Source organism: Mesorhizobium sp. B2-3-12 (assembly GCF_006442205.1).
GTDB lineage: Bacteria > Pseudomonadota > Alphaproteobacteria > Rhizobiales > Rhizobiaceae > Mesorhizobium.
This window is the reverse complement of the sequence record NZ_VFVR01000002.1, coordinates 361797-386610: the sequence shown is the minus strand read 5'-3', so window position 1 is coordinate 386610 and position 24814 is coordinate 361797. Positions and strand designations below refer to the sequence as shown.

23 protein-coding genes and 1 pseudogene are annotated in these 24814 nt (G+C 63.4%); 6 read left to right on the top strand and 18 right to left on the bottom strand.

The genetic code is table 11. The features are described 5' to 3' along the window. Position 1: 1 nt before the first annotated feature. The 3 genes from FJ948_RS07145 to FJ948_RS07135 form a co-directional block, all read right to left on the bottom strand. Positions 2-1156, bottom strand: coding sequence for a carbohydrate ABC transporter permease (locus tag FJ948_RS07145; protein WP_140702887.1), 1155 nt, complete (start codon positions 1154-1156; stop codon positions 2-4). Position 1157: 1 nt separating this feature from the next. After that, entirely contained in the window at positions 1158-2171 is a 1014-nt protein-coding gene (locus tag FJ948_RS07140) for a sugar ABC transporter permease (RefSeq protein ID WP_140702885.1), read from the bottom strand. A gap of 174 nt (positions 2172-2345) precedes the next feature. Continuing rightward, positions 2346-3701 (bottom strand): ABC transporter substrate-binding protein, encoded by a 1356-nt coding sequence (locus tag FJ948_RS07135; RefSeq protein ID WP_140702883.1) that lies wholly within the window; start codon positions 3699-3701, stop codon positions 2346-2348. A gap of 362 nt (positions 3702-4063) precedes the next feature. Here FJ948_RS07135 and FJ948_RS07130 point away from each other — a divergent pair, with 362 nt between their 5' ends. Next, positions 4064-5086 carry a substrate-binding domain-containing protein gene (locus tag FJ948_RS07130; RefSeq protein WP_140702882.1) on the top strand — a complete coding sequence of 341 codons (1023 nt, stop codon included), beginning with the start codon at positions 4064-4066 and terminating at the stop codon, positions 5084-5086. A gap of 201 nt (positions 5087-5287) precedes the next feature. Further along, entirely contained in the window at positions 5288-5797 is a 510-nt protein-coding gene (locus FJ948_RS07125) for a hypothetical protein (RefSeq protein WP_140702881.1), read from the top strand. Between the two features lie 27 nt (positions 5798-5824). Here the strand turns inward: FJ948_RS07125 and FJ948_RS07120 are convergent, their stop codons facing one another. Next, positions 5825-6733, bottom strand: a complete 909-nt coding sequence (locus FJ948_RS07120) for a LysR family transcriptional regulator (RefSeq protein ID WP_140702879.1) — start codon at positions 6731-6733, stop codon at positions 5825-5827. Between the two features lie 99 nt (positions 6734-6832). Between FJ948_RS07120 and FJ948_RS07115 the strand changes: the two genes are divergently transcribed. Beyond that, on the top strand, positions 6833-7327 hold the full coding sequence (locus FJ948_RS07115) for a hypothetical protein (RefSeq protein ID WP_140702877.1): 495 nt from the start codon (positions 6833-6835) through the stop codon (positions 7325-7327). A gap of 5 nt (positions 7328-7332) precedes the next feature. Here the strand turns inward: FJ948_RS07115 and FJ948_RS07110 are convergent, their stop codons facing one another. The 10 genes from FJ948_RS07110 to FJ948_RS07065 all read right to left on the bottom strand — a co-directional run bounded on the left by FJ948_RS07110 (position 7333) and on the right by FJ948_RS07065 (position 19967). Next, a complete protein-coding gene (locus FJ948_RS07110) occupies positions 7333-8772 on the bottom strand; it encodes a S8 family serine peptidase (protein WP_140702876.1) in 1440 nt (479 codons plus the stop codon). Continuing rightward, positions 8762-9430: an anti-sigma factor gene (locus FJ948_RS07105; RefSeq protein ID WP_140702875.1), complete on the bottom strand. Its 669-nt coding sequence runs from the start codon at positions 9428-9430 to the stop codon at positions 8762-8764. The genes FJ948_RS07110 and FJ948_RS07105 overlap by 11 nt, the downstream gene beginning before the upstream one ends. Continuing rightward, entirely contained in the window at positions 9427-9993 is a 567-nt protein-coding gene (locus tag FJ948_RS07100; protein ID WP_127275725.1) for a sigma-70 family RNA polymerase sigma factor, read from the bottom strand. Before FJ948_RS07100 ends, FJ948_RS07105 begins: the two co-directional genes overlap by 4 nt. 161 nt (positions 9994-10154) lie before the next feature. Beyond that, entirely contained in the window at positions 10155-10994 is an 840-nt protein-coding gene (locus FJ948_RS07095; RefSeq protein WP_140702873.1) for an alkaline phosphatase family protein, read from the bottom strand. Between the two features lie 83 nt (positions 10995-11077). Beyond that, positions 11078-12664: an ABC transporter substrate-binding protein gene (locus tag FJ948_RS07090; RefSeq protein WP_140702871.1), complete on the bottom strand. Its 1587-nt coding sequence runs from the start codon at positions 12662-12664 to the stop codon at positions 11078-11080. Positions 12665-12774: 110 nt separating this feature from the next. After that, complete coding sequence (locus tag FJ948_RS07085; protein ID WP_140702869.1) at positions 12775-14430, bottom strand: ABC transporter ATP-binding protein; 1656 nt, start codon at positions 14428-14430, stop codon at positions 12775-12777. Next, the gene (locus tag FJ948_RS07080; protein ID WP_140702868.1) at positions 14430-15254 is read right to left on the bottom strand and encodes an ABC transporter permease; all 825 of its coding nucleotides are present in this window, start codon (positions 15252-15254) and stop codon (positions 14430-14432) included. Before FJ948_RS07080 ends, FJ948_RS07085 begins: the two co-directional genes overlap by 1 nt. A 10-nt stretch (positions 15255-15264) precedes the next feature. Next, positions 15265-16224 carry an ABC transporter permease gene (locus tag FJ948_RS07075; protein WP_140702866.1) on the bottom strand — a complete coding sequence of 320 codons (960 nt, stop codon included), beginning with the start codon at positions 16222-16224 and terminating at the stop codon, positions 15265-15267. A gap of 16 nt (positions 16225-16240) precedes the next feature. Then, positions 16241-17827, bottom strand: coding sequence for an ABC transporter substrate-binding protein (locus FJ948_RS07070; protein WP_140702864.1), 1587 nt, complete (start codon positions 17825-17827; stop codon positions 16241-16243). A gap of 154 nt (positions 17828-17981) precedes the next feature. Beyond that, the gene (locus FJ948_RS07065) at positions 17982-19967 is read right to left on the bottom strand and encodes a CocE/NonD family hydrolase (RefSeq protein ID WP_140702862.1); all 1986 of its coding nucleotides are present in this window, start codon (positions 19965-19967) and stop codon (positions 17982-17984) included. Between the two features lie 183 nt (positions 19968-20150). Here FJ948_RS07065 and FJ948_RS07060 point away from each other — a divergent pair. Together FJ948_RS07060 and FJ948_RS07055 are read left to right on the top strand one after the other, a co-directional pair. Beyond that, a pseudogene (locus tag FJ948_RS07060) lies at positions 20151-20404 on the top strand (BrnT family toxin). Next, positions 20391-20702, top strand: a complete 312-nt coding sequence (locus FJ948_RS07055) for a BrnA antitoxin family protein (RefSeq protein WP_140702860.1) — start codon at positions 20391-20393, stop codon at positions 20700-20702. Before FJ948_RS07060 ends, FJ948_RS07055 begins: the two are co-directional and overlap by 14 nt. Positions 20703-20842: 140 nt before the next feature. Here the strand turns inward: FJ948_RS07055 and FJ948_RS07045 are convergent, their stop codons facing one another. The 4 genes from FJ948_RS07045 to puuE are packed head-to-tail and all read right to left on the bottom strand — an operon-like array spanning position 20843 to position 24233. Then, complete coding sequence (locus FJ948_RS07045) at positions 20843-21436, bottom strand: nucleoside deaminase (RefSeq protein WP_140702858.1); 594 nt, start codon at positions 21434-21436, stop codon at positions 20843-20845. A gap of 17 nt (positions 21437-21453) precedes the next feature. Continuing rightward, positions 21454-21945, bottom strand: coding sequence for an ureidoglycolate lyase (locus tag FJ948_RS07040; RefSeq protein ID WP_140702857.1), 492 nt, complete (start codon positions 21943-21945; stop codon positions 21454-21456). After that, a complete protein-coding gene (locus tag FJ948_RS07035; RefSeq protein WP_140702856.1) occupies positions 21942-22802 on the bottom strand; it encodes a bifunctional allantoicase/(S)-ureidoglycine aminohydrolase in 861 nt (286 codons plus the stop codon). Before FJ948_RS07035 ends, FJ948_RS07040 begins: the two co-directional genes overlap by 4 nt. Before the next feature lie 12 nt (positions 22803-22814). Continuing rightward, a complete protein-coding gene (gene puuE / locus FJ948_RS07030; RefSeq protein ID WP_140702855.1) occupies positions 22815-24233 on the bottom strand; it encodes an allantoinase PuuE in 1419 nt (472 codons plus the stop codon). Between the two features lie 204 nt (positions 24234-24437). Here puuE and uraH point away from each other — a divergent pair, with 204 nt between their 5' ends. Continuing rightward, positions 24438-24812, top strand: coding sequence for a hydroxyisourate hydrolase (gene uraH / locus FJ948_RS07025; protein WP_140702854.1), 375 nt, complete (start codon positions 24438-24440; stop codon positions 24810-24812). Positions 24813-24814: the final 2 nt, after the last annotated feature.

Genomic DNA, 24814 nt, shown 5'->3' with positions numbered 1-24814 from the left:
CTCAACCTCCTTTCACCGAGCCGGCCAGCAGCCCGCGGACGAAATAGCGCTGCAGCGAGAAGAAGACGATCAGCGGCACGATGATGGTGATGAAGGCCGATGTCGTCAGGATTTCCCAGTTGCCGCCACGCGAGCCGAGCAGCGCATTGAGCTTGGCCGTCAGCACGATCTGGTCGGGCGCCGTTCCGAGGAAAACCATTGCCACCAGCAGATCGTTCCATACCCACAGGAATTGGAAGATGGCGAAGGAGGCAAGCACCGGGAAGGACAGCGGCAGCACGATCTTGACGAAGATCTCGAAATCGCTGGCGCCGTCGATGCGCGCCGATTCCATGATCTCGCGCGGCAGCCCGGCAATATAGCTGCGCAGGAGGTAGATGGCGAAGGGCAGGCCGAAGCCGGTATGCGCCAGCCAGATGCCGAGATAGGTCTTGGACGGCACGCCGAAGAACGTGCCGACGCCGTTGTAGAGCTTCAGCAGCGGGATGAGCGACATCTGCAGCGGCACCACCAGCAGGCCGATGACGACCGCGATCAAGAGCGCGCGGCCTGGAAAACGCATCCAGGCAAGCGCATAGGCGGCAAAGGCCGCGATCAGGATCGGGATGACGGTCGCCGGGATGGTGACCGTCAGCGAATTCATGAAGGAGCGGCCGATGCCTTCGGAGAACAGCACGGTCTGATAGTTGTCGGTGGTGAATTTCGGCGGCGCCGACGAAGCGTAGTAGACGCGCTGGCCCCGGTCGCCCTCGAACGCCTTGGGCGAGGCCATGACGAAGCTGCCGTCGGCATTGACCTGCAGGGTCACGCCGTCGCCGAGATCGGCCGATGTGCCGGCGGGATACTGCGTCGGTGCCGCCGCCTTGACGCCGAAGGCGCTGATGCTGCGCTTGGCCCCGTCGCCGAAAATGTTGCCCTCGAGAACGAACTTGCCGTCTTTTTGGGTCTGCGCCGAGGCGGCGGGCAGCCGCCCGGCTTCCGTCTGGCTGGAGCTGGCGAAGGAATTCCACCAGCCCGAGGCGATGATCTGGTCCTTGTCGCGCAGCGACGAGACGAGGATGCCGAGCGTGGGAATGGTCCAGATCACCACGAAGACGAGCACCGCGATATGGACGCCGAAACGGCTGGCGAAGGAATTTCCGGTCGCGACGGCCATCTCAGTGCCCTCCCGTCTCTTTGTTGGCCTGGCGGATGTTCCAGATCATGATCGGAATGACGGCGATCATGATGATGATGGCTATGGTCGCGCCGCGGCCGAAATCGCCGCCGCCGCGGAACATCCAGTCGAACATCAGATTGGCCAGCACCTGGCTGTTCCATTGGCCGTTGGTCATGGTCAGGACGATGTCGAAGACTTTCAGCACCAGGATGGTGATGGTGGTCCATACCACCGCGATGGTGCCCCAGATCTGCGGCACCATGATCTTCCAGAAGATCTGGAACGGGTTGGCGCCGTCGATGACCGCGGCTTCGAGTGTTTCCTCGGGGATGCCGCGCAGCGCCGATGACAGGATGACCATGGCGAAGCCGGTCTGGATCCAGATCAGGATGACCATCAGGAAGAAATTGTTCCAGAACGGCAGCGATATCCAGACCTGCGGCTGGCCGCCGAAATACTGGATGATGGCGTTGAGCAGGCCGATCTGGATCTGGCCCTCGCCGCGATATTCGTAGATGAACTTCCAGATCACGCTGGCGCCGACGAACGAGATGGCCAACGGCAGGAAGATCAGGCTCTTGGCAATCGTGCCCCACCATATCTTGTCGGTAAGCACGGCGATGATGAGGCCGAGGAAGGTGCAGGCCGCCGGCACCACCGCCAGCCACAATATGTTGTTGCGGATCGCGTTCCGCAGATCCGGATCGCGCAGCGCCCATTCATAGTTGGCGAATCCCACGAAACTCGTGCCGCCGCGGTCGAAGAAAGACAGCCACAACGTCGCGATCACCGGATAGACCAGGTAGATGGTCAGGATGATCAGCGCCGGACCAACGAACAGCCAGGGCCGCACCAATCCCTGCCGGCGCAGATTGTTGACGGCGGCCGTCCCGGACACTCCGCGCGCGGGGAAGATCAGGTCGAGCAGTTTGTTGGCGCCCCAGAAATAGGCGACGCAGCCGCCGACGCCGATGATGATGACGAATATTGCCGAGAAAATCTGAGTCGCCATGGGTCCCTCTCCCTGCGCATGACCGGCCAGGCGAATGCTGGCGATCGGATGCACCGACTTTCAGTTGTTCGGAACAATCGAAACGCGAAGGCTTCGGCGTGCGCCGCCGGTCGGATCCGGGCCGAAGCCCGGATCCAGTAAGAAGATCAGGAAGGATCAGGTCGCCGCGGCGGCCTATTTGATGGCGTCCCAGCTCTTCTGGATGTCGGCGGCGACGTCCTGGGCGGACTTGCCGCCGACCAGGTCGATCATGCCGGTCCAGAAGGAGCCGGCGCCGACCTTGCCTGGCATCAGGTCTGAGCCGTCGAAGCGCACCGTCGTGGCGCCGACCAGGATTTCGCCCTGCTTCTTCAGCGCGTCGCTGCCATAGGCGTCCTTGTTGGCACCCTTGAAGGGGGTGACGAAGCTCTTCTGCGCCATCCACAATTCATGCGCGAGCGGCATCTGCAGGAACTTGATGAATTCGCGCGACGCCTTGGAATCCTTGGTGATCATCACCAGCGTTCCGGCGACTTCGAGCGGCGTGCCCAGTTCCGGCTTGGAGGCATAGGGCGGATAGGGGAAGAAGTCGGCGTCCTGGCCGAGCTTTGTGCCCTCGGGGAAGAAGGAGGGGATGAACGACGCCTGATGGTGCATGTAGCACTTCGGCGGCACGGTGAAGAGGCCCTTCGGGCTGTCGCGGAAGTCGGTCGCCGCGACCGCCTTGGCGCCACCGTCGACCATCTCGTCGTCGGTGGCGATCTTGCCGAAGATGTCGATGGCGTTGACCACCGCCGGATCGGTGAACGGGATCTCATTCTTCACCCACTTGTCATAGACTTCGGGCGGCTGCGTGCGCAGCATGATGTCCTCGACCCAGTCGGTCGCCGGCCAGCCGGTCGCGCCGCCCGAGCCAAGCCCGATGCACCACGGCTTGCCGCCATCGGCGATGATCTTCTTCTCGAGCTCGGCCAGTTCTTCCTGCGTCTTCGGCACCTTGTAGCCGGCTTCCTCGAAATTGTCGGGCGAGTACCAGACCAGCCCTTTCACGTCGATCTTGTAGGGAAGCGCGTAGAAGCCGGGCTTGCCGTCCTTGCCGTTGTAGGTGCCAAGCTTGGCCCAGGAGTCGCCGGCGGCATAATTCTCCTTCACCCAGGCCGCGACGTCGTCGCCGAGCGGGGTCAGCACGCCCTTGGAAGCAAGGTCCTGGATGAGGCCCGGCTGCGGCAGCACGGCGATGTTGGGCGGGCTACCGGCCTGGGTGTCGATGACGATCTGCTGCTCGTAATTCTCGGACGAGGAATATTTGACCTCAGCGCCGGTGGCCTCGGAGAAATAATCGAGTACGGACCGGACAAGCGTCTCGTCCTCGCCGCGCCATGGTCCGAAGATCGACAGGGTTTCGCCCTTGAGGTCGACTTTCTTGAGGTCGTCGTAATTCGCCCAGTGAAACTTCGAATCCTCGCCCGGCTTGAACTTCAGTTCGGCATGCGCGGGCGCGCTCAGGGCGAATGCGGCGGACGCAACACCCAGCAAAAGCATTCTCTTCATCGGTATTCCTCCCAGTGGGTCACATACACCGGACGGAACCTCCATTCCGCCCGCCGATGCCGCAGGACTGTGACTCAGTCGCAAAGGAACCGCAACCTTTCGAAGAGTCTTCCAAAGCGCTTTGGCTTTGGTGATCTGGCCATTTAATCGGTGGGGAGTCAAGGGGGCTGGCGAACTAATCGATTTAATTCGCAGCCGCCCGGGCCATAGAAGTGCACCGCAGCATGCTTTTTCGGCACTGCAACAGCAATTTTTGTTTCAAACCCTGCCTCGGCACGCATATGGTTCCTGCGATATGGCTGCGTCCCGGATGGTGTTTGGGTCGATTCAATTTGAAAGCGCTTTGAGGCAGGAGGCCTCTCGTGAACCTCAAGCAACTCGCGCATATGCTGGCGCTTTCGCAGACAACCGTGAGCCGGGCGCTGAACGGCTATCCCGAAGTCAACGAGGAAACCCGCAGGCGCGTCATGGATGCCGCCAAGCGCCACGGCTATCGCCCTAATCCGAGCGCGCGCCGGCTGGCCACCGGCAAGTCCGGAATGATCGGCTACGTCCTGCCGACGGGTGCCGCGGTTGATATCGATCCCCATTTCGTTGAATTCCTCTCCGGTCTTGGCGACTATGCCCGCTCGCACGAGCTCGACCTCGTCCTGTCGCCGGCTGACGCCGACGATCAGGAGACCACTTATCGGCGCATCGTCGCCAATCGGCAGGTCGATGCCGTCTACATCTCCTCGCCCAGGCCTACCGACCGGCGCGTGGCGCTGGTCAATACGTTGGGCATTCCCTTTATCGTCCACGGCCGCAGCGAGGGCTGCGGTTTCGATTATCCCTATCTCGATATCGACAATGAGGGTGCTTTCCACGAGGCGGCCCGGCTGCTCGTCCAGCTCGGTCACCGGCGGCTGGCGCTGATCAACGGCGATGACAGGGAAACCTTCGCCATTCATCGCGAGCGCGGCATGCGCCGGGCGCTGGCCGCGAGCGGCCTGATGTTGGACGATCGCCATGTCTCTTCCGTCGTCATGACCGAGGAGAACGGCTATCGCGCCGCCCGGCGCCTGCTCGAACAGGACGGCGCGCCGACGGCAATCGCCTGCTCCAGCCTGATCATGGCGCTCGGCGTCGTGCGCGCGGTGCGCGATCTCGGGCTCAGCATTCCCGGCGACGTCTCGCTGATTGCCCATGACGATGTCTTTCCCTGGCTGAAGCCGGAAAATTTTTCCGTGCCGCTGTCGACGACACGCTCCTCCATCCGGCTGGCCGGCGCGCGCATCGCCGAGCGGCTGGCAGCGCGGATCTCGGGACTGGAGGACGGCGCGCGCGGCGAGGTCTGGCCGGTCGACCTGGTGATCAGGGGCTCGGTGGCCGGGGCGCCGGGCTAAGGTCAGCCCCAAATCGAGTGCCTCTTTAACCCTGCGTTAGCCCGCTTATCTCAACATAGGTCGATGAAAATCGATCAGCCAGGCACGGCTTTCGGCCGGCGCGGGCGCGCGAGCGGCGCTCCGGCTGCCTCGGTTGGCCGCATCGCGACACCGGCGCGCACGCCCGGCCGTCTCGTGCCTCTGATTGGCCTGGCGGCGCTCTTGCTGACCGTTGCCGGCGCTGCCTTCTGGACGTTGCCAGGCATCGAAACAGCAAACGCGGAAGCCGCGCGGGCAGAGCGGAAAGTGATCGAAATCGTCAACCAGCCGATCACGCACCTGCCGCGCTCCGGGCCGGTGGACGTGTTTTCGCCCGGCTGGTTTCATGCGGGCGCCGCCAAGCCGGACTTCAACACCGTTGACATACGCTCCACGCAGGAACGCAACTATGCGGGCCATGTCACCTCCGACCTGAACCCCACCGAAATGTTCAACGGCAGCGAACTCGAATTCAATGCCATGACCAAATACTTCTACACCGATCGAACGCTGCCCAAGAAGCGCTTGTCCAGCTCGGAAATGGTCGAGATCAATGGCCTCTACCGGGTTATCGGTCGGGATGAGCAGGCGGTATTGATACGCTGGCTGTCGATCGTCGCCTTGGCCATTGCCGGGTTCGGATGCGCGGCGTTTCTGCTCGTCCGTCGGACCGGGTCCCTCGCGGCGGGTTGATCGACACCGCCTCCTGGGGCGAGGCGTTCAGTCCGCGGACTTGAGATGATCGATGAAGGCGCGCAGCTTCGGCAGGACCTGGCGTTTGCCGGGATGATAGAGGAAGACGCCCGGCGTCGCGCCGGCAAAGCCCTCCAGCACCGGCTCGAGCTTTCTCTGAGCGATGGCGCCGTCGGCGACGGGCCGAGGCACCTGCGCCAGGCCGACGCCCTGGATCGCGGCTCCCAGCAAGGTCGGATAGTCGTGCGCGATCAGTGGGCCTGAGACCGCCGCCTCGATCGCCCCGTTGCCATCGGCGAAGGACCAGTGCGCGATGGCGCCGTTCGCGCGGCGCAGGCGCAGGCAGGCATGGCGGCTGAGATCGCTGACCTGTTCGGGGGTGCCGTGGCGCTCGAGATAGTCCGGGCTGCCAACGACCACGAAGGAGAATGGCGGCGTCAGCCGCACCGCGACCATGTCGGGCGCGATGAACTGGCCAAGCCGGATGCCGGCATCGTAGCCGCCGGCCGCGAGATCGACCATCTCGTCGCTCGCGGCGATCTCCAGCTCGATCTCGGGATAAGCCCGGCAGAACGACGCGATCATCGGCTCCAGGATCAACGGCACGACGGCGCGGGGCACCGACAGGCGCAGAAGCCCTGTGGGCCGCTGGCCTACATCGCGGGCGGCCTCGCCGGCCGAGACGAGTTCTTCGAAGGCCGGGCCGGCGCGGTCAAGATACCTCTGACCGGGTTCGGTCAAGCCGACGCTGCGCGTCGTGCGGACGAACAGCGCGGTTCCCAAGCGCGCTTCCAACGCGCGCACCGCCTGGCTCACGGCGGACGGCGTTACTGCAAGCTCGGCGGCGGCACGGCGGAAATTCCGGTGCCTTGCGACAGCCAGGAACACCTCGACTCCGTCCAGCGCGCCGTGCCGTATTGTGTAGCTCTGCTTCATGGGTTGTTCTGATTACAGCGGATGGCCGAACTCTGGAAGCAGGTTTAGCTAAGGGTCGAAGCGCGCGGAACCGCGCGACCACCTGTGCGAGAAAACCAGATGTCGACGCAAATACTGTTCCAGGTCCAGCTCGTTCTCGGCTATCTCGCATGGCTGCTCTGCTTCCGTGCCTATGGCCTGCCTTGGTTGAGCAGCATGGATCGCGTGGCGGCGCTACGCGCCATTGCCACGCTGCACAGCTTCCGCTTCTTCGGGCTCGTCTTCCTGCTTCCGGGCGTCGTCGGTCCCGATCTGCCCGCCGGCTTCGCCGTGTTCGCCGCCTATGGCGACTTCGCCACCGGCGTGCTGGCCATGCTGGCATTGCTCACGGTGCGAGTTCGCCCGCTCTTCTGGACATTGGTCGTCGCCTTCAATGTGACAGGCATGGTCGACCTCGTCGTCGACTATTACCACGCCATCCAGGCTGGCCTTCCGGAGCACGCGGAGCAGTTGGGTGCTACCTATGCGATCCCGATCATCTATGTGCCGCTGCTGATGATCACGCACATCGCCGCGTTCTGGTTCCTGCTCCGTCCCCGGCAAAGCGTGGCCTGAGCCGGCTATTCCTTAGCCGCTTCCGCCGCCTTCGTATCCAGCAGCCCAAAACCGAAATCATTATCCCGCCCCTTGGGGCCGAGATCCTTGGCTGTCGCGGCAAGCGCCTTCTCGATGTCGTCGGCCGAGCGGTTCGGATCGGCGTGAATGAGATTGGCGATGGCACCGCTGACGATCGCCGCGGCAAACGAGGTGCCGGTGACGACGTCCGAGCCGGCGCCGCTCGGCGCCACCATCTCGACGCCGGGCGCCGAGATGAAGACATAGGCGCCGCGATTGGCCTGCGGCATCAGTCCGTCCTTGGCGTCGGTGGCCGTTACCGCAATGACGCCGTCGAAGGCGGCCGGGTAGCCGTATGGCGCCTTCGGCCCGTTGTTGCCGGCCGCCGCAACCAGCACCATGCCGAGCGCGCGGGCATTGCGGCAGGCGGTGCCGAGCAGGTCGTTTTTCGGGCCGACGAAGCTCATATTGATGATGCTGACATTCTGGTCCGCCGCCCAGTCGAGCGCCGACAGGATGACGTCCATGGTCGACTTGCCGCCCTCGAAGGCGCGTGCGTGGTAGATTCTGGCGCCCGGCGCCATGCCTTCCAGCGCGCCGACGCCGGCAATCAGACCGTCGATCGAAGTGCCGTGATCGCGCTTCTCGATCGGCACGTCCGGCATGGCGTCGAACTGTCCGGCGATGACGCCGGCAAGTGCCGGGTTGGTGTCGTCGATGCCGGTATCGATGACGGCGATGCGCACGTTCTCGCCGCTCGCCTGTTTGGCGTCGAGCGCGATGCGGTCGAAGGCATAGTTGACGATACCGGCGGCCTGTTGCAGCGAGTAGATATGGTTGGGCTCGCGGCGTTGCGTGCGGCCATCGGCGGCAAGCTGCGCCAACACGACGCCGACCGGGCGGCCATCGGGAATGCCGAAACGCACCAAAGTGGTGCCGAGCAGACGGGACTGGCGCTGCGAGCGCACTTCAAGGCCGAAGGAGGCGGCGATCTGCTGCACGGCACCGGCATCGCCATCGACGGTCACCAGCACCTCGTCGGGCACGAATTCGCCGGTCACGGCGCGCCGCGGCTGGACGGCGATGAGATCGGTCGGCGAGACGATCGGCCCACCCGGCGGCGGGCCGGCCTGGTTGCCTCCGGGCGGTGTGGCGGGTCCCGGCCGTGGTGTCGGTACCGGTGCCGGAGGGGCGATGGGGTTGGGGAAGAGGTCGACGATCAGGGCGGGCAGAAAAACAGCGCCGGCCTCTGCCGCACCCGACCCGCCCTTGGCGCCGCCGCCGTCCTTGACGCAGTCGGCCGCTGTCGCATTGGCCTCGTTGCTACAATCGATTTTCGCGCGGTCGGGATTGGTGGCGTTGGTCTGCGCCGATGCAGGCACGGCGGCGATTGTCATCGCCGCCGCAAGGATCGCCGCAAATCGAACGAGCGCCTCAGCCGCCATCGGCCGGTTTCCTTCCCTCGATCACAGTTTCCGCGAAAGGCTGGGCGGCAATAAGGCCGCGCGCCTTGTCGTAGTCGGCGGCGGTCGTCGCCGGAATGGCGAGCTTGAAAACACCGTCGGCGGTCGGTCCGCCGATGATCTTGAGCTTGTTGGCGTCGAGGAAGACGGCGATGTCGGCCATCCTGGCATCCGGCTTGAATTTGACCAGCGCGAACGGCATCTTGGCCAGATCCTCTTCCGTGCCGGCGATCTCGAAATTTCCGCCCTTGCCGCCAGGCTGCACCAGCGATTGCACCGCCATCAAGCCAAGCAGCACCGCGGCCGTCGCCCAGGCGACCCCGACCGGCACCGCCATGAAGCGGCCCCAGGCCTGCGCCAGCCAGGACGCGCTTGCCGGCTTGCGTGCGGGCCCTGCCTCGGCGTCGAGCGCCTTGGCGAAGCGGCTGAGCGCATCGGCCGGCGGGCGGATCGCCTCATTGGCCGCCGACGTGCCGGAGAATTCGGCCTCCGCCTCGCCAAGTGCCGCAAGTGCCGCCGGATCGCTGGCCAGCCACTCTTCGATGGCTTCGAGGTCGGAGCCTTCCAGCGAACCGTTCAGGTAGAACGGCAGCAGCGTTTCCATTTCGTCGCGGCGCGACATCTTTTCAGCGGCGCTCATGGCCACCCCCTGTCGTAACCGGCGGCCTTCAGGGCTTCGCCGAGTTTCTTGCGGGCGTAGAACATCCGGGTCTTGACGGTCGCGACCGGGATGTCGAGCACCTGCGCGATCTCGGTCACCGATTGCCCTTGATAATAGGCGAGGTCGATCACCGTGCGGTGTTCCTCGGGCAGAGCGTCGATGAGGCGGCGCAAGGCGGCGGCCTTGTCCTCCTTCATGGTGACGACCTCGGGCGTATCGGCGCTGTCGGGCACCGCAGCGGCGGCCTCGTCGTCGATCCAGTCTTCCTTCTTCTTGCGCAGCAGCGAGAGCGCCTTGAAGCGGGCGATGCCGAGCAGCCATGTCGAGACTTCGGAGCGCCCTTCGAAGCCCGGCGCCTGGCGCCACAGTTCGAGAAACACCTCGTTCGCGATATCGTCAGCCATCATTTCCGATCCCGTCTGGCGCGCCACGAAGCGGTAGATCCGCGCGTGGTGACGCATGAACAGGAGCCGCACGGCGGCACGGTCGCCCTTCGCGACCCGGTCGACAAGCGCGCGATCGGTCTCCGCCGCCGCCGTCATGGCCGGTTGAGCCGCCTGGCTCCTGTCTGCTCTGTCGCCGATCGGTCCAAAAAGGTTCATCCTCCGCCAAGGAATTTGCGGAGGCTAACCGAAGAGTGGGGACGTGGCCAGTGGTGCGGTTTTTTCCCTTCTCCCCTGTGGGGAGGAGGACGGGCGGCCGCTCATCCCAGAAACGGCTTCGCCTTCATCGTCGCCGGCACCGGCACGCCAAGCCGGCTCAAAATGGTCGGCGCGAGCTGCAACTGATCAAGCAGCACATCCGCCTCCGGCCCCTTGCCCTGGCCAAAATAATAAAGGGCGAAATCCTGCATCTCGTCGTCATGGCCGCCATGGTGGCCGCGGTCGGTCTGGCCGTGGTCGGCGGTGACCATGACCTCGTAGCCGGCGTCGATCCAGCCCCGCAGGAAGGCCGCCAACATGGCGTCCATGGCGTAGCAGGCATGGTCCATCTCGTGACAGTCATGGCCGAAGCGATGGCCCATCGAATCCAGCGTGCAGGTGTGCAGGATGCCGTAGTCGATGCCGTGGCGCCGGGTGAGCATGGTCAGCGTCGCGAACAGGTCGACGTCGCTCGGCGTCATCTGGTTCTTGAGATTGTAGCCGGTCATGGTGTGGAAGCGGCCATGCGTGATCGGCCCGCCAGGCTCGTCATACTCCATGTCCTCGACAAGGTCGAAAGGGTAGGAGCGGAAGAATTCCGACCAGTAGGAATGGGTGACGGCACCTGTCTTGCCCCCGACCTTGCTGACTTCCGAGAAAATGTCCGGCTGCGCGACGCGGAAGCGGTTCTCGTTGGACAGGATCCCGTGCACCTGCGGCGACACGCCGGTGTGGATCGAGGCATAACAGCAGGCCGAGGTCGACGGCAGTACCGAGCGCATTTTCCAGACCCGCGCCTCGCCCGATTGCACCCAGCCTTCGAGATTGCCCATCAGCCGGCGCCAGTTCCGGTAGGGCACGCCATCGAGGATGATCAGCAGAAGCTTGGTCTTGAGCGCCACGGGCAGCTCCATGCGATTGTCTGTTGAATCGAGTGCGCCGCGTGTCGCACGGACACGCGGCGCTTTTCAGTGGCAGGCAAGCATCAGGCGTTCAGCCAGCACTCGCCTAGCGCGTAGCCGTCCATCATTTCGCCGATTGGGCTCTTGACGAAGCCGCTGATCTTGTTGGTGGCGGCGGCGTCGATGAACTGGTTGAAGAACGGCACGATCAGGCCGCCTTCGTCGCGCATCAGCATCGCCATGTCGTGGTAGATCGCCTTGCGCTTGTCCTGATCGAGCTCGCCGCGCGCCGTGAACAGCATCTTGTCGAATTCCGGCCGCTTGAAGCGCGTGTCGTTCCAGTCAGCGGTCGAGACATAGCCGGTGGAATACATCTGGTCCTGGGTGGCGCGTCCACCCCAGTAGGAGAGCGAGAAAGGCTGCTTGTTCCAGACTTCGGACCAGTAGCCGTCGCCGGGCTCACGCTTGATCTCGATCTTGATGCCGGCCTTGGCCGCGCTCTGCTGGTAAAGCTGGGCCGCATCGACGGCACCCGGGAAGGCGACGTCTGACGTGCGCAGCACGATTGAGCCACTGTGTCCGGATTTCTTGTACAGTGCTGCCGCCTTCTCGGGATCGAACTTGCGTTGTTCGATGGCAGTGAACAACGGATAGGCTTCGTTGATCGGGAAGTCGTTGCCGACCGAGCCGTAGCCGCGCAGGATCTTCTCCAACAACTCGTCGCGGTCCATGGCGAGCTTAAGCGCCATGCGCAGGTCGTTGTTGTCGAAGGGCTTGGTGTCGCAGAACATGTTGAAGGGATAGTAGCCCTTGCCTGAGACGTTCTCGATGCTGACGCCGGCAATACGCTTGACCAAGTCGACAACCTTCGGCTCGACGCGATTGATCATGTGCACCTGGCCGCCCTGCAGCGCGGCAAGCCGCGCCGTCGCGTCATTGATGACGACGATCTCGACCTGGTCGGCATGGCCCAACTTGTCGCCTTGCCAGTAGTTGGCGAAGCGCTCGCCGCCATGACGCACGCCCGGCTGGTTGACGGTGACCTTGTAGGGACCGGCGCTGATGCCGGCGTTCGGATTGTCCTTGCCGCCATTCGGCTGGATGACGAGGTGGTAGTCGGCCATCAGATAGGGGAAATCGGCGTCCGCATCGCCGAGCGTGACGATGACTTCCTTGCCGCTGGCCTTGACACCCTTGATGTTCTTGAGGATGCCGAGCGCGCCCGACTTCGACTTCTCGTCGGCATGGCGCTCGATGGTGGCGGCAACGTCTTCGGCGTTGACGGTCTTGCCATTGTGGAATTCGATGCCGTCGCGGATCTTGATCGTCCACGTCTTGGCGTCCTTGGAGGCTCCGATCTCCTCGGCGATCATGTTTGTCAGGCTGTTGTCGGGCATCAGCCGGACCAGATATTCGCCCCACTGCTTACCGAAGCTGTAGGTGACCTGGCTGAGGTTGAGCGCCGGGTCGAGGCTGTTGGTCGACTCGCCGCCCTGCAGGCCGGCCTTGAGGATGCCGCCCTTGACCGGGCTCTGTGCGAAGGCTTTCCCGGCCAGCGTCGTTGCCAGCGCCGCCGACACACCCAGTGCCGCTGTGCGGCCAAGGAAGTCGCGACGCGATATCCGGCCCTGGCCCGCGAGATCGGCGAGATGGTCGAGTTCAGTCTTCATGTCCTACCCCTTTGTTGAAACAACGTCACACCAGCGACGCCTGTCCGGAAGGACATGGCGTCCTAGTGTTGCACACGGATGACGATGGCCGCTTGAGGGCCAGCCGCTAACTAATTCCCTGCGCTGGCCATGCGCCGCCCCTTGATCGCCTTTTCCAGCCAGCCGATCTCCATTTCCGGAACGGACGACAAGAGAAGGTCGGTATAGGCGTCGAAGGGCGGTGTCAGCACCTTGCTCTTGGAGCCGTAGCGGACCACCTCGCCGCGATACATCACCGCGATCGAATCGGCGATCGACTTCACCGTCGCCAGGTCGTGGGTGATGAAGAGGTAGGCGACCTTTTCGTGTTGCTGCAGGTTGAGCAGCAGCTTGAGGATGCCGTTGGCGACCAACGGGTCGAGCGCCGATGTCACCTCGTCGCAGATGATCAGCTTCGGCTTGGCCGCGAGCGAGCGGGCGATGCAGACACGCTGTTTCTGGCCGCCCGAAAGCTCCGCCGGATAGCGGTCGACGAAGCCCTTGCCCATCTCGATCTCGTCGAGCAGTTCGGCGACGCGCTTGTCGCGTTCCCTGCCGCGCATGCCGAAATAGAATTCGAGCGGCCGGCCGATGATGGTCCCGACAGTCTGGCGCGGGTTCATCGCCACGTCGGCCATCTGGTAGATCATTTGCAACTGCCGCAGGTCCTCCTTCGGCCGGTCGGCAAGCCGGTTGGCGAGCGGGCGCCCGTCAAAGGTTACCGTGCCCTGTTCGGGCGGCAACAGGCCGGTGATGGCTCGCGCCAGCGTCGACTTGCCGGAACCGGACTCGCCAACCACGGCCAGCGTCTGGCCCGGATAGATGTCGACCGAGACGTTCTTGAGCACTTTGACCTGGCCGCCGCCATAGGCGGCGGTGACGTTCTTGACCGACAGGAACGGCGTGGCGCCCGGGTTCTGCTCCTGGTGTTCGATCTCGTGCACCGAGACCAGCGCATTGGTGTATTCCTGGCGCGGTTCCTTGATGATCTGGCGGGTGCCGCCCCATTCGACCAGGCGGCCGTGGCGCAGCACCATGATCTCGTCCGACACTTGGGCGACGACGGCAAGGTCGTGGGTGATGTAGAGCGCCGCCACATGGGTGTCGCGGATGGCGTCCTTGATCGCCGCCAAGACGTCGATCTGCGTCGTCACGTCGAGCGCCGTGGTCGGCTCGTCGAAGACGATCAGGTCCGGTTCGGAGCACAGCGCCATCGCCGTCATGACGCGTTGCAGCTGGCCACCCGAAACCTGGTGCGGAAACCGTTCGCCGATGGTTTCCGGATTGGGCAGGCTGAGCTTCCTGAACAGCGCGACAGCCCGCTTCTCGGCCTCCGCGCGGGTTGCCGTACCATGCAGCAGCGTGGCTTCCACCACTTGGTCCATCAGCCTGTGCGCCGGATTGAAAGCGGCCGCCGCCGACTGCGCGACGTAGCAGACCTCGCGGCCGCGCAGCTTGCGAAAACCTTCCTTGCCGCCCTTCAGGATGTCGCGGCCGTTGAGGATCACCTCGCCGCCGGTGATGCGCACGCCACCACGGCCATAGCCCATGGACGACAGGCCGATGGTTGATTTGCCGGCGCCGGATTCGCCGATCAGGCCCAGTACTTTACCCTTCTCCAGCGTCAGCGAGACATCGTGCACCAACACAATGTTCTTCGGCGCCTCGCCGGGGGGATAGACAGTGGCCTCGATGCGCAAATTGCGGATGTCGAGCAGAGGGGTGGACTTTGCCTTGCCGTCAGCCATCACCCGCGTCCTCCCTTCAGGCTTGTCGTGCGGTTGAGAATCCAATCGGCGACAAGGTTGACCGAGATGGCAAGGGCCGCGATCGCGGCAGCCGGAATGAGCGCGGCGGCGATACCGAAGACGATGCCGTCCTTGTTCTCCTTGACCATGCCGCCCCAGTCGGCGTCCGGCGGTTGTACGCCAAGGCCGAGAAAGGACAGCGTCGACAGGAACAGCACCGCGTAGATGAAGCGCAGGCCGAGTTCCGAGACCAGCGGCGACAGCGCATTGGGCAGGATCTCGCGGAAGATGATCCAGGCGCTGCCTTCGCCGCGCAGCTTGGCGGCCTCGACATAGTCCATGACGTTGATGTCGACGGCGACCGCGCGCGACAGGCGATAGACGCGGGTCGAATCGAGGACGCCCATGACCAGGATCAGCGTCACCAGGTTCGTCGGCAGCACGGAGAGCACGACCAGGGCCATGATCAATGTCGGGATCGACATCAGGAGATCGACGAGGCGCGACAGGATGGTGTCGAACCAGCCGCCGAACACGGCGGCCGAAAAGCCCAGTATGGCGCCGAGCGAAAACGACAGCGCGGTGGCCAGCACGGCGATGAACAGGGTGATGCGGGCGCCGTAGATCATGCGCGACAACAGATCCCGGCCGAGATTGTCGGTGCCCAGCCAATGAACCGCCGACATCGGTTCCCAGACGTCGCCGACGATCTCGGCATTGTCATGTGGTGAAATCCACGGCGCGAAGATCGCCGCCAGCACGAACAGGGCGGTCAGCACCAGGCCGATCAGGGCGGGGATGGGGATGCGTTTAATATCGAGCATACCCGCCCCCTCACTTTGGGTGTCTGAGACGCGGATTGGCGACGATCGCCGCTATGTCCGCGATGATGTTGAGGCTGATGTAGACGGCGGCGAAGATCAGGCCGACCGCCTGCACCACCGGCACGTCGCGCTTGGTGACGTGGTCGACCAGATATTGTCCCATGCCGGGATAGACGAAGATGACCTCGACCACGACGACGCCGACGATGAGATAGGCAAGGTTCAGCATGACGACGTTTATGATCGGCGCGATCGCGTTCGGAAAAGCATGCTTGCGGATGACCGAGAAGGCCGAAAGCCCCTTGAGTTCCGCCGTCTCGACATAGGCCGACTGCATGACGTTGAGGATCGCCGCGCGCGTCATGCGCATCATGTGGGCGAGCACGACCAGCGTCAGCGCCGTCGCCGGCAGCGCGATGGCCTGCATGCGCTCGCCGAAAGGCATGCCGTCATAGACGGTCGAGATGGCGGGGAAAATCTGCCATTTCACCGCGAAAAAATAGACCAGGAGATAGCCGATGAAGAATTCCGGGAAGGAGGTCGAGGCGAGCGCCAGCCCGGAGATCAGCTTGTCGACCCAGCCATTGCGGTAGCGCACGGCGATCAGGCCGAGGATGATCGCCAGCGGCACGGCCACGATCGCCGCCCAGAAGGCGAGGAACAGCGTGTTCCACAGCCGGCCCTTGATCGAGGTGGCGATATCCTGCCCGCTCGACATCGCGGTCCCGAGGTCCCCGGTCAAGACGCCGCCGAGCCAGTGGAAATACCTGACATAGGCCGGATCGTTCAGCCCAAGCTGCTCGCGCAGATTGGCCAGCGACTCCGGTGTCGCCGATTGTCCCAGAATGGCTTGCGCGACGTCGCCGGGCAGAATCTGCGTGCCGGCGAAGATCAGGACCGAGATGGCCAACAAAAGGAGGATGCCCAGCGCAATGCGCTGGGCGATTAGTTTCAGAATGGGTGACGACATCTCTGCAAAGCCGCACTCAGGCCTGCAGCCAGCACTTCGCGAGGGCGTAGCCGTTCATCAGTTCCTGATGCGGATCGTCCACCCAGCCGTCCACCTTGGCGCCGGTCGCGTCGATGAACTGGTTGAACATCGGCAGGATCAGGCCGCCTTCGTCGCGCACCAGGACAGCCATGTCGTGGTACATCTGCTTGCGCTTGGCCTCGTCCAACTCGGCACGCGCCGCCAGCACCATCTTGTCGAAGTCCGGGCGCTTGAAACGCGTGTCGTTCCAGTCGGCCGTCGACAGATAGGCGGTCGAATACATCTGGTCCTGCGTCGAGCGGCCACCCCAATAGGAGGCGCAGAAGGGCTGCTTGTTCCAGACCTCGTTCCAGTAGCCGTCGCCGGGCTCGCGCTTGAGCTCGATCTTGATGCCGGCCTTGGCCGCGCTCTGCTGGAAGAGCTGGGACGCATCGACGGCGCCCGGGAAGGCGACGTCCGAGGTGCGAAGCAGAACGGTGCCGTCATGGCCTGATTTCTTGTAGTGGAACTTGGCCTTGTCGGGATCGTACTTGCGCTGCTCGATCTCGGAGAACAGCGGATAGGACGCATTGATCGGGAAGTCGTTGCCGAGCGAGCCATAGCCGCGCAGCACCTTGTTCAGCATCTCCTCACGGTCGATCGCGAGCTTCAGCGCCATCCTGAGGTCGTTGTTGTCGAACGGCGCCGTGTTGCAATGCATGATGAACACATAGTGGCCCGGGCCGGCATGGTTGCGGATGGTGACGCCCGGCACGCGTTTGATCAGGTCGACGATCTTCGGCTCGACGCGGTTGATCATGTTGACCTGGCCGCCCTGCAGGGCCGCCGTGCGCGCCGTCGCGTCGTTGATGACGATGACCTCGATCTGGTCGGCGTGACCCATCTTGTCGCCCTGCCAGTAATTGGCGAAGCGTTCTGCGCCATGGCGCACGCCGGGCTCGTTGGTCTTGACGACGTAGGGGCCGGCCGAGATGCCCGCATCGGGTTTGTCCTTGCCGCCGTTCGGCTGGACGATCAGGTGATAATCGCTGAGCAGGTAGGGAAGGTCGGCATTGGCCTCCTTCAGCGTCAACACCACTTCCTTGCCGCTGGCCTTGATGGTCTCGATGCCCTTCATGTAACCGAGCGCGCCGGATTTCGACTTCTCGTCCGAATGGCGCTCCAGCGTGGCGGCCACGTCCTCGGCGGTCACCGTCTTGCCGTTGTGGAATTCGACGCCGTCGCGGATCTTCAGCGTCCAGGTCTTGGCGTCCTTGGACGAGCCGATGTCTTCCGCTATGCGGTTCTCGAGCTTGCCCTCGGGAGACAGCTCGACGATCATTTCGCCCCAGCACTTGCCGAAGGCGAACGGCACCTGCGTCATCATCAGCGCCGGATCGAGGCTGTTGGTGGATTCGCCGCCGACGAGGCCGGCTTTCAGCGTGCCGCCCTTGACCGGACCGGCCGCGCGCGCCGCGCTTGAAAGCAGCGCGTTGGCGAAGGGTGCGGTGATGCCGAGCGCTGCCGCCCGGCCAAGGAAATCGCGACGGCTCAGTTTGCCGGACGCAACACGCCGGCTAAGAAATTCCAGTTCGTTTGACATTTGAGTTCCTCACTCTGTTGGTTCGACTCTGCGGTCGATTTTCTTGCTTGTTGTTGAAGGGAATAATGACCGCAAGGGAAACCGGTAAGCAAGACCGAATGCGACATGCCGTGGCGTAAATCGCACGTCGCATTTGGACCAACGATTTCAGCGCTCAAACCAGCGCGCGCGGAACCTTTTCGTCGAAATTGCGCTCGAAGACGAGGCTTTCGCCTTCGTAGGCCTCGATTCTGGCGCTGACGATGAAGTTTTGCGCATCCGATCGCATCTGCGCCCATGTCTCGGTACGCACCGACCATTCATTTCGCGACAGGGTCTGTGTCCAGTGCGTCTTGCCGGAGGCCGACAATGGATTATCGGGATGGATCGTCCACGTCTCGCGCACGATGCTGCCATTGACAAGCCCGTGCTCGAGATCGCGCACCTCGCCGAAGTCGTCCGTGATCGACAGCGTGACAATCCCGGTCTTTTCGTCGCGGTCGACATGGCGTTCGGAATTGGCGGGCCGAATGGTCTCGGTCGCCCAGGGCGTGGCACCTTCCGGTTCGCCGAAAACGGCTTCGTCGCCCGTTGCCAGCGGCCGCAACGGCACTGATAGCGTGGCCGACGACAAGGCCAGTCTTACCGGCTCCGGCGAGGGCCAGATGGCGGGCCAGTAGGCGGTCGAAACGGCGATGCGCAGACGGTGTCCGGCCGGAACGCGGTAGGCGCATTGATCGAGCACGACACGCGCCGAAACTGTCTCCCCGGGGACCAGCGCCTCGGGAAATTCATGCGAGTTGCGATGCGTCAGATTGAGCACGCCATAGGATATGAGTTCCGAGGCGCCGTCGGGATGCACGTCGCAAAGCCGGACCGCGATGTTGGCCTGGGGCCGATCGGAGGCAAGCTGGACCTCCAGCTCCGGCGCGCCGACGATCTCGATCGGCTTGGTGAGTTCAGGCTGGTCGAAACACGCCGACAGTCCATCGTCAAGGCGCTGGTCACCAGGCAATTCCGGGCCGAAGGTGAAGGGAAAATATTCGCCGCCCGCCAGCCCGCAGGTCTGCGGCGAAGCGACGGTGAAAGGTCCCGCATCGGCGGAAATGAGGTCTACCGCTTCAATCGCTATGTTGGACGACGGCCACTCCTGCTCGGCCACCCAGCGGCCGGGCCGCTCCGGGTGCCAACGGGCGGGGCGCACGCTGTCCATCACATAGGCGCGGTAGTCGGGATCGGCCTCGACGCCGGTCTCGGCGCCCTTCAGCCAGTGGTCCCACCAGCGCAACGCCTCCTGCAGGAAGCCGATGGCCGGCTGCGGGCCGGCATAATGCGGGTATTTGTGGATCCACGGGCCGACGATGCCCTTCACCGGCGCCTCGATGTTGGTGACGAGGTGCGAGATCGTGTTGCGGTAGCCGTCATGCCAGCCGCCGATGGACAGCACCGCCGCCTTGACAGCCGAAAAATCCTCGCGGATCGAACCGCGCTTCCAATAGGCGTCGCGATGCGGGTGGCTGAGCCACAGCGGCAAGAGAAAAGGCTGGTTCTCCAGCCGGTTCATCCACAGATCGCGCCACCTGTTGTCGCCGGCAATCGCCGGATCCGGCGGCCGCGACGAATAGGACAACATGGTCGAGGCCCAGCCGAAATTCTCGTTCAAAAGGCAGCCGCCCTTGTAGTGGATGTCGTCGGCATAGCGGTCGACGGTCGAACACAGGCTGATCACCGCCTTGAGCGCCGGCGGCTGTTTGGCCGCCACCTGCAGGCAGTTGAAGCCGCCCCAGGAAATACCCATCATGCCGACATTGCCGCTGCACCAGGGCTGCGCCGCCGCCCAGGCAATGACATCGCAGGCGTCCTGCAGTTCCTGCTCGGAATATTCGTCGTCCATCAGCCCTTCGGAATCGCCATTGCCGCGCATGTCGACACGGACCGAGGCGTAGCCGTGGCCGGCGAAATAGGGATGGGTAAGCTGATCGCGAAAGATGGTGCCGTCGCGCTTGCGGTAGGGCAGGTGCTCGAGGATGACAGGCACCGGATCATCATTGGCATCGTCCGGCATCCACACCCGCGCCGACAGCCGGCAGCCATCGGGCATGACGATGCCCATGTCGGGAAATTCGACGACCGTGCGGGGAAATTCGGTGATGGTTTTCATGTGGCATTCTCCGATGCGCCAATGACGCATGAAGTGCATACATCATCAAGCCAAACGGACGACAGCTCATGTCGCTGGGACGACGCGCCGGTGGGTGGGTGGCTCATTCGGCCAGGGCCTTGTGTTCCATCGTCAATTTGTGTATTACGTTTATTCTGCCAAGGCTAAATTATCGAGGCTCGCCTGAAAATCATCTGGGATGAGCCGAAGCGTGCGACGAACCTCGAAAACAGAGGTCTCGACTTTGCCGAACTCGATATCGAGTTCTTTGCGGCCTCCGTGATTCTCCCGACGAAGATCGGCAGACTTAAGGCGATCGGCGAATTCAGGGGAACTATTCTCGCCGTCATTTTCAGGCCGCTTGGTCCGAGGCAATTTCGGTGATCTCGATGCGTCGTGCCAGCCGAAAGGAAAGAGCTGTATATGAGCAATCTTAAACCGCACATTCCACCGCTTACCGACGCGGAGGAAGCGGAACTTCAAAGGCAAATCGCCGCCGATCCTGACGACGTCGAGGCGACCGACGAAGAGTTGGCGCAAGCCAAGCCGTTTTCCGAAGCCTTCCCAGAGCTCTTCGAGAGCATAAAGCGCGCACGCGGTCGACCTGCCATGGACAAGCCCAAGCAAGTGGTTTCCATCCGTCTTGATCAGGATGTCATCCACAAGTTCAAGGCAACTGGCAAAGGCTGGCAAGCGAAGATAAACGAGGTGCTGAAAAACGCGAAGCTGGGCTAGAGCAATTCCAGGAAAAGTGCGTAGCGGTTTTCCCGGGAGAAGCGCGTAGCGCTTCCCCTTGGGAATTGCGTAAAAACAAAGAGTTAGAGCGGGTCAGCGGTTCTACCAAACGCTGAACCGCTCTAGACTGGCCCTACGCCTCAGCTCAGTGGAATGTCGTTGTCGGCCTTGCTGCTCTGATAAACACGGGACAACTCGTCATAGCGCGCTGAAATCCTGCCGATGCGCGCCTCCAGCCGCGCGCGCTCGGCCTCGGACAGCCCTCGCACCAGCCGGCGGATCGAAAAACTCTTCCAATAGGCGTTCTCGGCATTGTAGCCGCCGGGGTCGAGCGTGAAGACCTCTTTCAGAATTTTGAGATCATGCGGGATGGCAAAACTGTCGCGCGAGTCCTCGTGGCTGAACAAATAGTAGAAATTGTCGAAGCCCGTCCAGGTGATCGCCGACAGGCAGAGCGAACAAGGCTCGTGCGTGGCAATGAAGATGGCGTCTTTCGTGTCGACGCGTTCGGCCCTGGGCATCTCGTAAAAGCGCTTCAGGCAATGCACCTCGCCATGCCAGAGCGGATTTTCGATCTCGTTGTTGGTCTCGGCCAGCACCAGCGAACGGTCGTCCTTGCGCAGGATCGCGGCACCGAACAGCTTATTGCCATGGGCGACACCCTCCGACGTCTTCGGCACGATGTCGTGCTCGATGACGTCGAGCAGGCGGTCGATCAACGAAATGTCGGTCATGATGAAATCACAGGCTTTCAGGGAAGGTGGATTTCGTAAGGGTGCGAGAAGTGAAACTCTTCGAGGTTGGAGCCATCGCCGCCGCGATCGACGATCACGAAGTCCTGCTCCTCGCCGATCGGCGTCAGCACGCCGTGCCACAGATTGCGGCGGTAATTGATGCCTTGCCCGGGCGCGGTGATGAAGGCATGCGGCTCGTCCGGTCCCTCCTTGCCGTCATGGCAGACGACGACCAGAAACGGACGCGGCGACAGCGGGATGAAGGCTTGGCTGCCGAGGGGATGGCGCTCGACCATGGTCAGCTTCAGCGGCATCTCATAGGGCGTGCCGCGCACCATCGAGATCAGCACGCGGGCGCTGGGCCCGGCGGCCTCGGCCGAGGCCAGATCGTGGTAGCGCTCGGCCCTGCCGCCATTGATCGGGTAGTGATTGTCGCCGCCCATGTCGATGACGTCGCCGAAATCGGCGAAGGCCTCACGGGTCAGCGGCTGTGCGACGATGCGGTTCACCGTGCGCGGCCTCCGAGATAACCGCCGAGCTTGGCGTGCCGGTTGACGTCCTTGTAGAGCAGATAGCGGAATTTGCCGGGGCCGCCGGCATAGCAGGCCTGCGGGCAGAAGGCGCGCAGCCACATGAAGTCGCCGGCCTCGACCTCGACCCAGTCCTGGTTGAGGCGATAGACCGCCTTGCCTTCGAGAACGTAGAGCCCGTGTTCCATGACATGCGTCTCGGCGAAGGGAATGACCGCGCCGGGCTCCAGCGTGACGATGGTGACATGCATGTCGTGGCGCATGTCGGCCGGATCGACGAAGCGGGTCGTCGCCCAACGGCCCTCCGTACCGGCCATCGGCGTCGGCGCCACCTGCTGGTCGCTTGAGAAGAAGGCTTCTGGCGCGTCCAGGCCGTCGACTACCTCATAAACCTTGCGGATCCAGTGGAAGCGTACGGCAGCGCTGCTCTCGTTGCGCACCGTCCAGCCGCTTGCCGGCGGCAGGAAGGCAAAACCACCGGCGGCAAGCACATGCTTCTTCCCGGCGAGCGATACGGTGAGTTCCCCCTCGACCACGAACAGCACGCCTTCGGCGCCGGAGTCAGGTTCCGGCCGCTCGCTGCCGCCGCCCGGCAGAACCTCGACGATGTACTGAGAAAACGTCTCGGCAAAGCCCGAGAGCGGTCGTGCGATGATCCAGGCCCTCGTCTCGTCCCAGAATGGCAGCGGGCTGGTGACGATGTCCTGCATCACCCCTTTCGGAATGACCGCATAGGCCTCGGTGAAGACGGCGCGCCCGGTCAAAAGCTCGTTCTGGCCGGGATGGCCGCCATGCGGTGCATAGTAAGTGCGCTCTGGCGTCTTGATCATATCCATGGGGCCCTGAACCTATTGCGGGAGCATGTCTTTCAGCCGAAGCAGCGCGATGCGTTCGACCTGTTTGCAGGCGGTTTCGAATTCGACGCCGCGGCTGTTGCCGATGCGGGCTTCGAACTCGGCGAGGATTTCCTCTTTCGTCTTGCCTTTCACCGCGATGATGAACGGGAAGCCGAAGGTGGTGACGTAGGCGGCGTTGAGCTTGGAGAACAGTTCGCGTTCCTTGTCGGTCAACGCGTCGAGGCCGGCGGAAGCCTGTTCCCTGGTCGATTCCGCCGTCAGCCGCTTGGCCTTGGCAAGCTTTCCGGCAAGATCCGGATGGGCGTTAAGCACGCCGAGCCGTTCGGTCTCGTTTGCCGAGCGAAAAATCCGGCAGAGCGCGTTGTGTAGGCCGCCGGCGCTGTCATGCGCCGGGCCGAGCTCCAGCTCGTGGGCCCGTTCGGCGATCCAGGGCGAATGTTCGAACACGCCGCCGAAAGTGTGGACGAACGTCTCGAATTCCATCTTCGACGGGCGCAGGGCCGCCGGCTTGTAGGGATGGTTCTCTTGCCAGTGCCTGGCGATGTCGATGCGCCGCGCCAGCCAGACCTTGTCATGCGATTTGACATAATCGACGAAGCGCTTCAGCGCCGCCACCCGGCCCGGGCGCCCGACCAGGCGGCAGTGCAGGCCGATATTCATCATGCGCGGCCGACCGGCCTTGCCCTCGGCATAGAGCGTGTCGAAACTATCCTTGAGATAGGCGAAGAACTGGTCGCCCGAATTGAAGCCTTGCGGCGTGGCGAAGCGCATGTCGTTGGCATCGAGCGTATAGGGGATGATGAGCTGCGTGCCGGCCTCATGCTCGAACCAGTAGGGCAGTTCGTCGTCATAGGTGTCCGAGACGTAGTCGAAGCCGCCTTCCTCGGCGACCAGCCGCACCGTATTGACCGAGGTGCGGCCCGTATACCAGCCGGTCGGACGCTCGCCCGTCACCTCGTAATGCAGCTTGATCGCCGCTTCGAGGTCGCGGCGCTCGTCCTCGGCGTCGTGATCGCGGTAGTCGATCCATCTCAACCCGTGCGAGGCGATTTCCCAGCCGGCTTGCTGCATCGCCGCGACCTGGTCGGGCGAACGCGCCAGCGCGGTGGCGACGCCGTAGCAGGTGACAGGCACTTGCGCCTCGCCGAACAGGCGCAGCAGCCGCCAGAAGCCGGCCCGCGCGCCATATTCGTAGATGGATTCCATGTTCCAGTGGCGCTGGCCGACCCAGGGCGCCGCGCCGACGATTTCCGACAGGAAGGCTTCCGAAGCCTTGTCGCCGTGCAGCACGCAGTTCTCGCCGCCCTCTTCGTAGTTGACGACGAACTGCACGGCGACATGCGCGCCGCCAGGCCATTTCGGATCCGGCGGATTGGCCCCGTAGCCACGCAAGTCCCTGGTGTAACGCATCGTCCCTCCGCGCCCGGCATCACCGGAAGTATGATCAGGATATCGAAAGGGTGCTTCTCGCATTCCCCTCAAAATTTTTGAAAGTGTTTTTGTCGCACTCCGCTCGACCAGGACTTATGCATCGCCTTTAATTGGCGCACAATTCATCAGCAGTGCTCGAATGTACCGGCCAATTTGTTCGTATTGGAAAATGGGAGGCGGCCAATGGCAGAAACGTCGAAAGCCGATGGCGGGCGTCTGACGACCCATGTCCTCGACACCGCGACCGGTAGGCCGGCGGCAGGATTGTCGATCGCGCTCTACCATCTGGAGGATTCCGCCCGGACGCTTCTGAAGACGGTCGTCACCAATGCAGACGGCCGCTGCGACGCGCCGCTGCTGGCAGGCGCCGACTTCCGCACCGGCGAATACGAACTGGTGTTCGCGGCTGGCGACTATCTGCGCGGCCACGGAACGAAGCTGCCGGAGCCTGCCTTCCTGGACAGCGTGCCGATCCGCTTCGGCATGGCGGAGGCGGTGCACTATCATGTACCATTGCTGATCTCGCCCTATGGCTATTCCACCTACAGGGGGAGCTGAAG

Bases quoted from the DNA above. Each gene is read 5' to 3' on its own strand.
- FJ948_RS07140 (WP_140702885.1), bottom strand. From the start codon at position 2,171: ATGGCGACTCAGATTTTCTCGGCAATATTCGTCATCATCATCGGCGTC.
- FJ948_RS07090 (WP_140702871.1), bottom strand. From the start codon at position 12,664: ATGAAGACTGAACTCGACCATCTCGCCGATCTCGCGGGCCAGGGCCGG.
- puuE (WP_140702855.1), bottom strand. From the start codon at position 24,233: ATGCGTTACACCAGGGACTTGCGTGGCTACGGGGCCAATCCGCCGGAT.
- FJ948_RS07075 (WP_140702866.1), bottom strand. From the start codon at position 16,224: ATGTCGTCACCCATTCTGAAACTAATCGCCCAGCGCATTGCGCTGGGC.
- FJ948_RS07070 (WP_140702864.1), bottom strand. From the start codon at position 17,827: ATGTCAAACGAACTGGAATTTCTTAGCCGGCGTGTTGCGTCCGGCAAA.
- FJ948_RS07120 (WP_140702879.1), bottom strand. From the start codon at position 6,733: ATGAAGCAGAGCTACACAATACGGCACGGCGCGCTGGACGGAGTCGAG.
- FJ948_RS07100 (WP_127275725.1), bottom strand. From the start codon at position 9,993: ATGACGGCGGCGGCGGAGACCGATCGCGCGCTTGTCGACCGGGTCGCG.
- uraH (WP_140702854.1), top strand. From the start codon at position 24,438: ATGGCAGAAACGTCGAAAGCCGATGGCGGGCGTCTGACGACCCATGTC.
- FJ948_RS07055 (WP_140702860.1), top strand. From the start codon at position 20,391: ATGAGCAATCTTAAACCGCACATTCCACCGCTTACCGACGCGGAGGAA.
- FJ948_RS07045 (WP_140702858.1), bottom strand. From the start codon at position 21,436: ATGACCGACATTTCGTTGATCGACCGCCTGCTCGACGTCATCGAGCAC.
- FJ948_RS07145 (WP_140702887.1), bottom strand. From the start codon at position 1,156: ATGGCCGTCGCGACCGGAAATTCCTTCGCCAGCCGTTTCGGCGTCCAT.
- FJ948_RS07135 (WP_140702883.1), bottom strand. From the start codon at position 3,701: ATGAAGAGAATGCTTTTGCTGGGTGTTGCGTCCGCCGCATTCGCCCTG.
- FJ948_RS07115 (WP_140702877.1), top strand. From the start codon at position 6,833: ATGTCGACGCAAATACTGTTCCAGGTCCAGCTCGTTCTCGGCTATCTC.
- FJ948_RS07085 (WP_140702869.1), bottom strand. From the start codon at position 14,430: ATGGCTGACGGCAAGGCAAAGTCCACCCCTCTGCTCGACATCCGCAAT.
- FJ948_RS07065 (WP_140702862.1), bottom strand. From the start codon at position 19,967: ATGAAAACCATCACCGAATTTCCCCGCACGGTCGTCGAATTTCCCGAC.
- FJ948_RS07080 (WP_140702868.1), bottom strand. From the start codon at position 15,254: ATGCTCGATATTAAACGCATCCCCATCCCCGCCCTGATCGGCCTGGTG.
- FJ948_RS07105 (WP_140702875.1), bottom strand. From the start codon at position 9,430: ATGAGCGCCGCTGAAAAGATGTCGCGCCGCGACGAAATGGAAACGCTG.
- FJ948_RS07035 (WP_140702856.1), bottom strand. From the start codon at position 22,802: ATGGATATGATCAAGACGCCAGAGCGCACTTACTATGCACCGCATGGC.
- FJ948_RS07110 (WP_140702876.1), bottom strand. From the start codon at position 8,772: ATGGCGGCTGAGGCGCTCGTTCGATTTGCGGCGATCCTTGCGGCGGCG.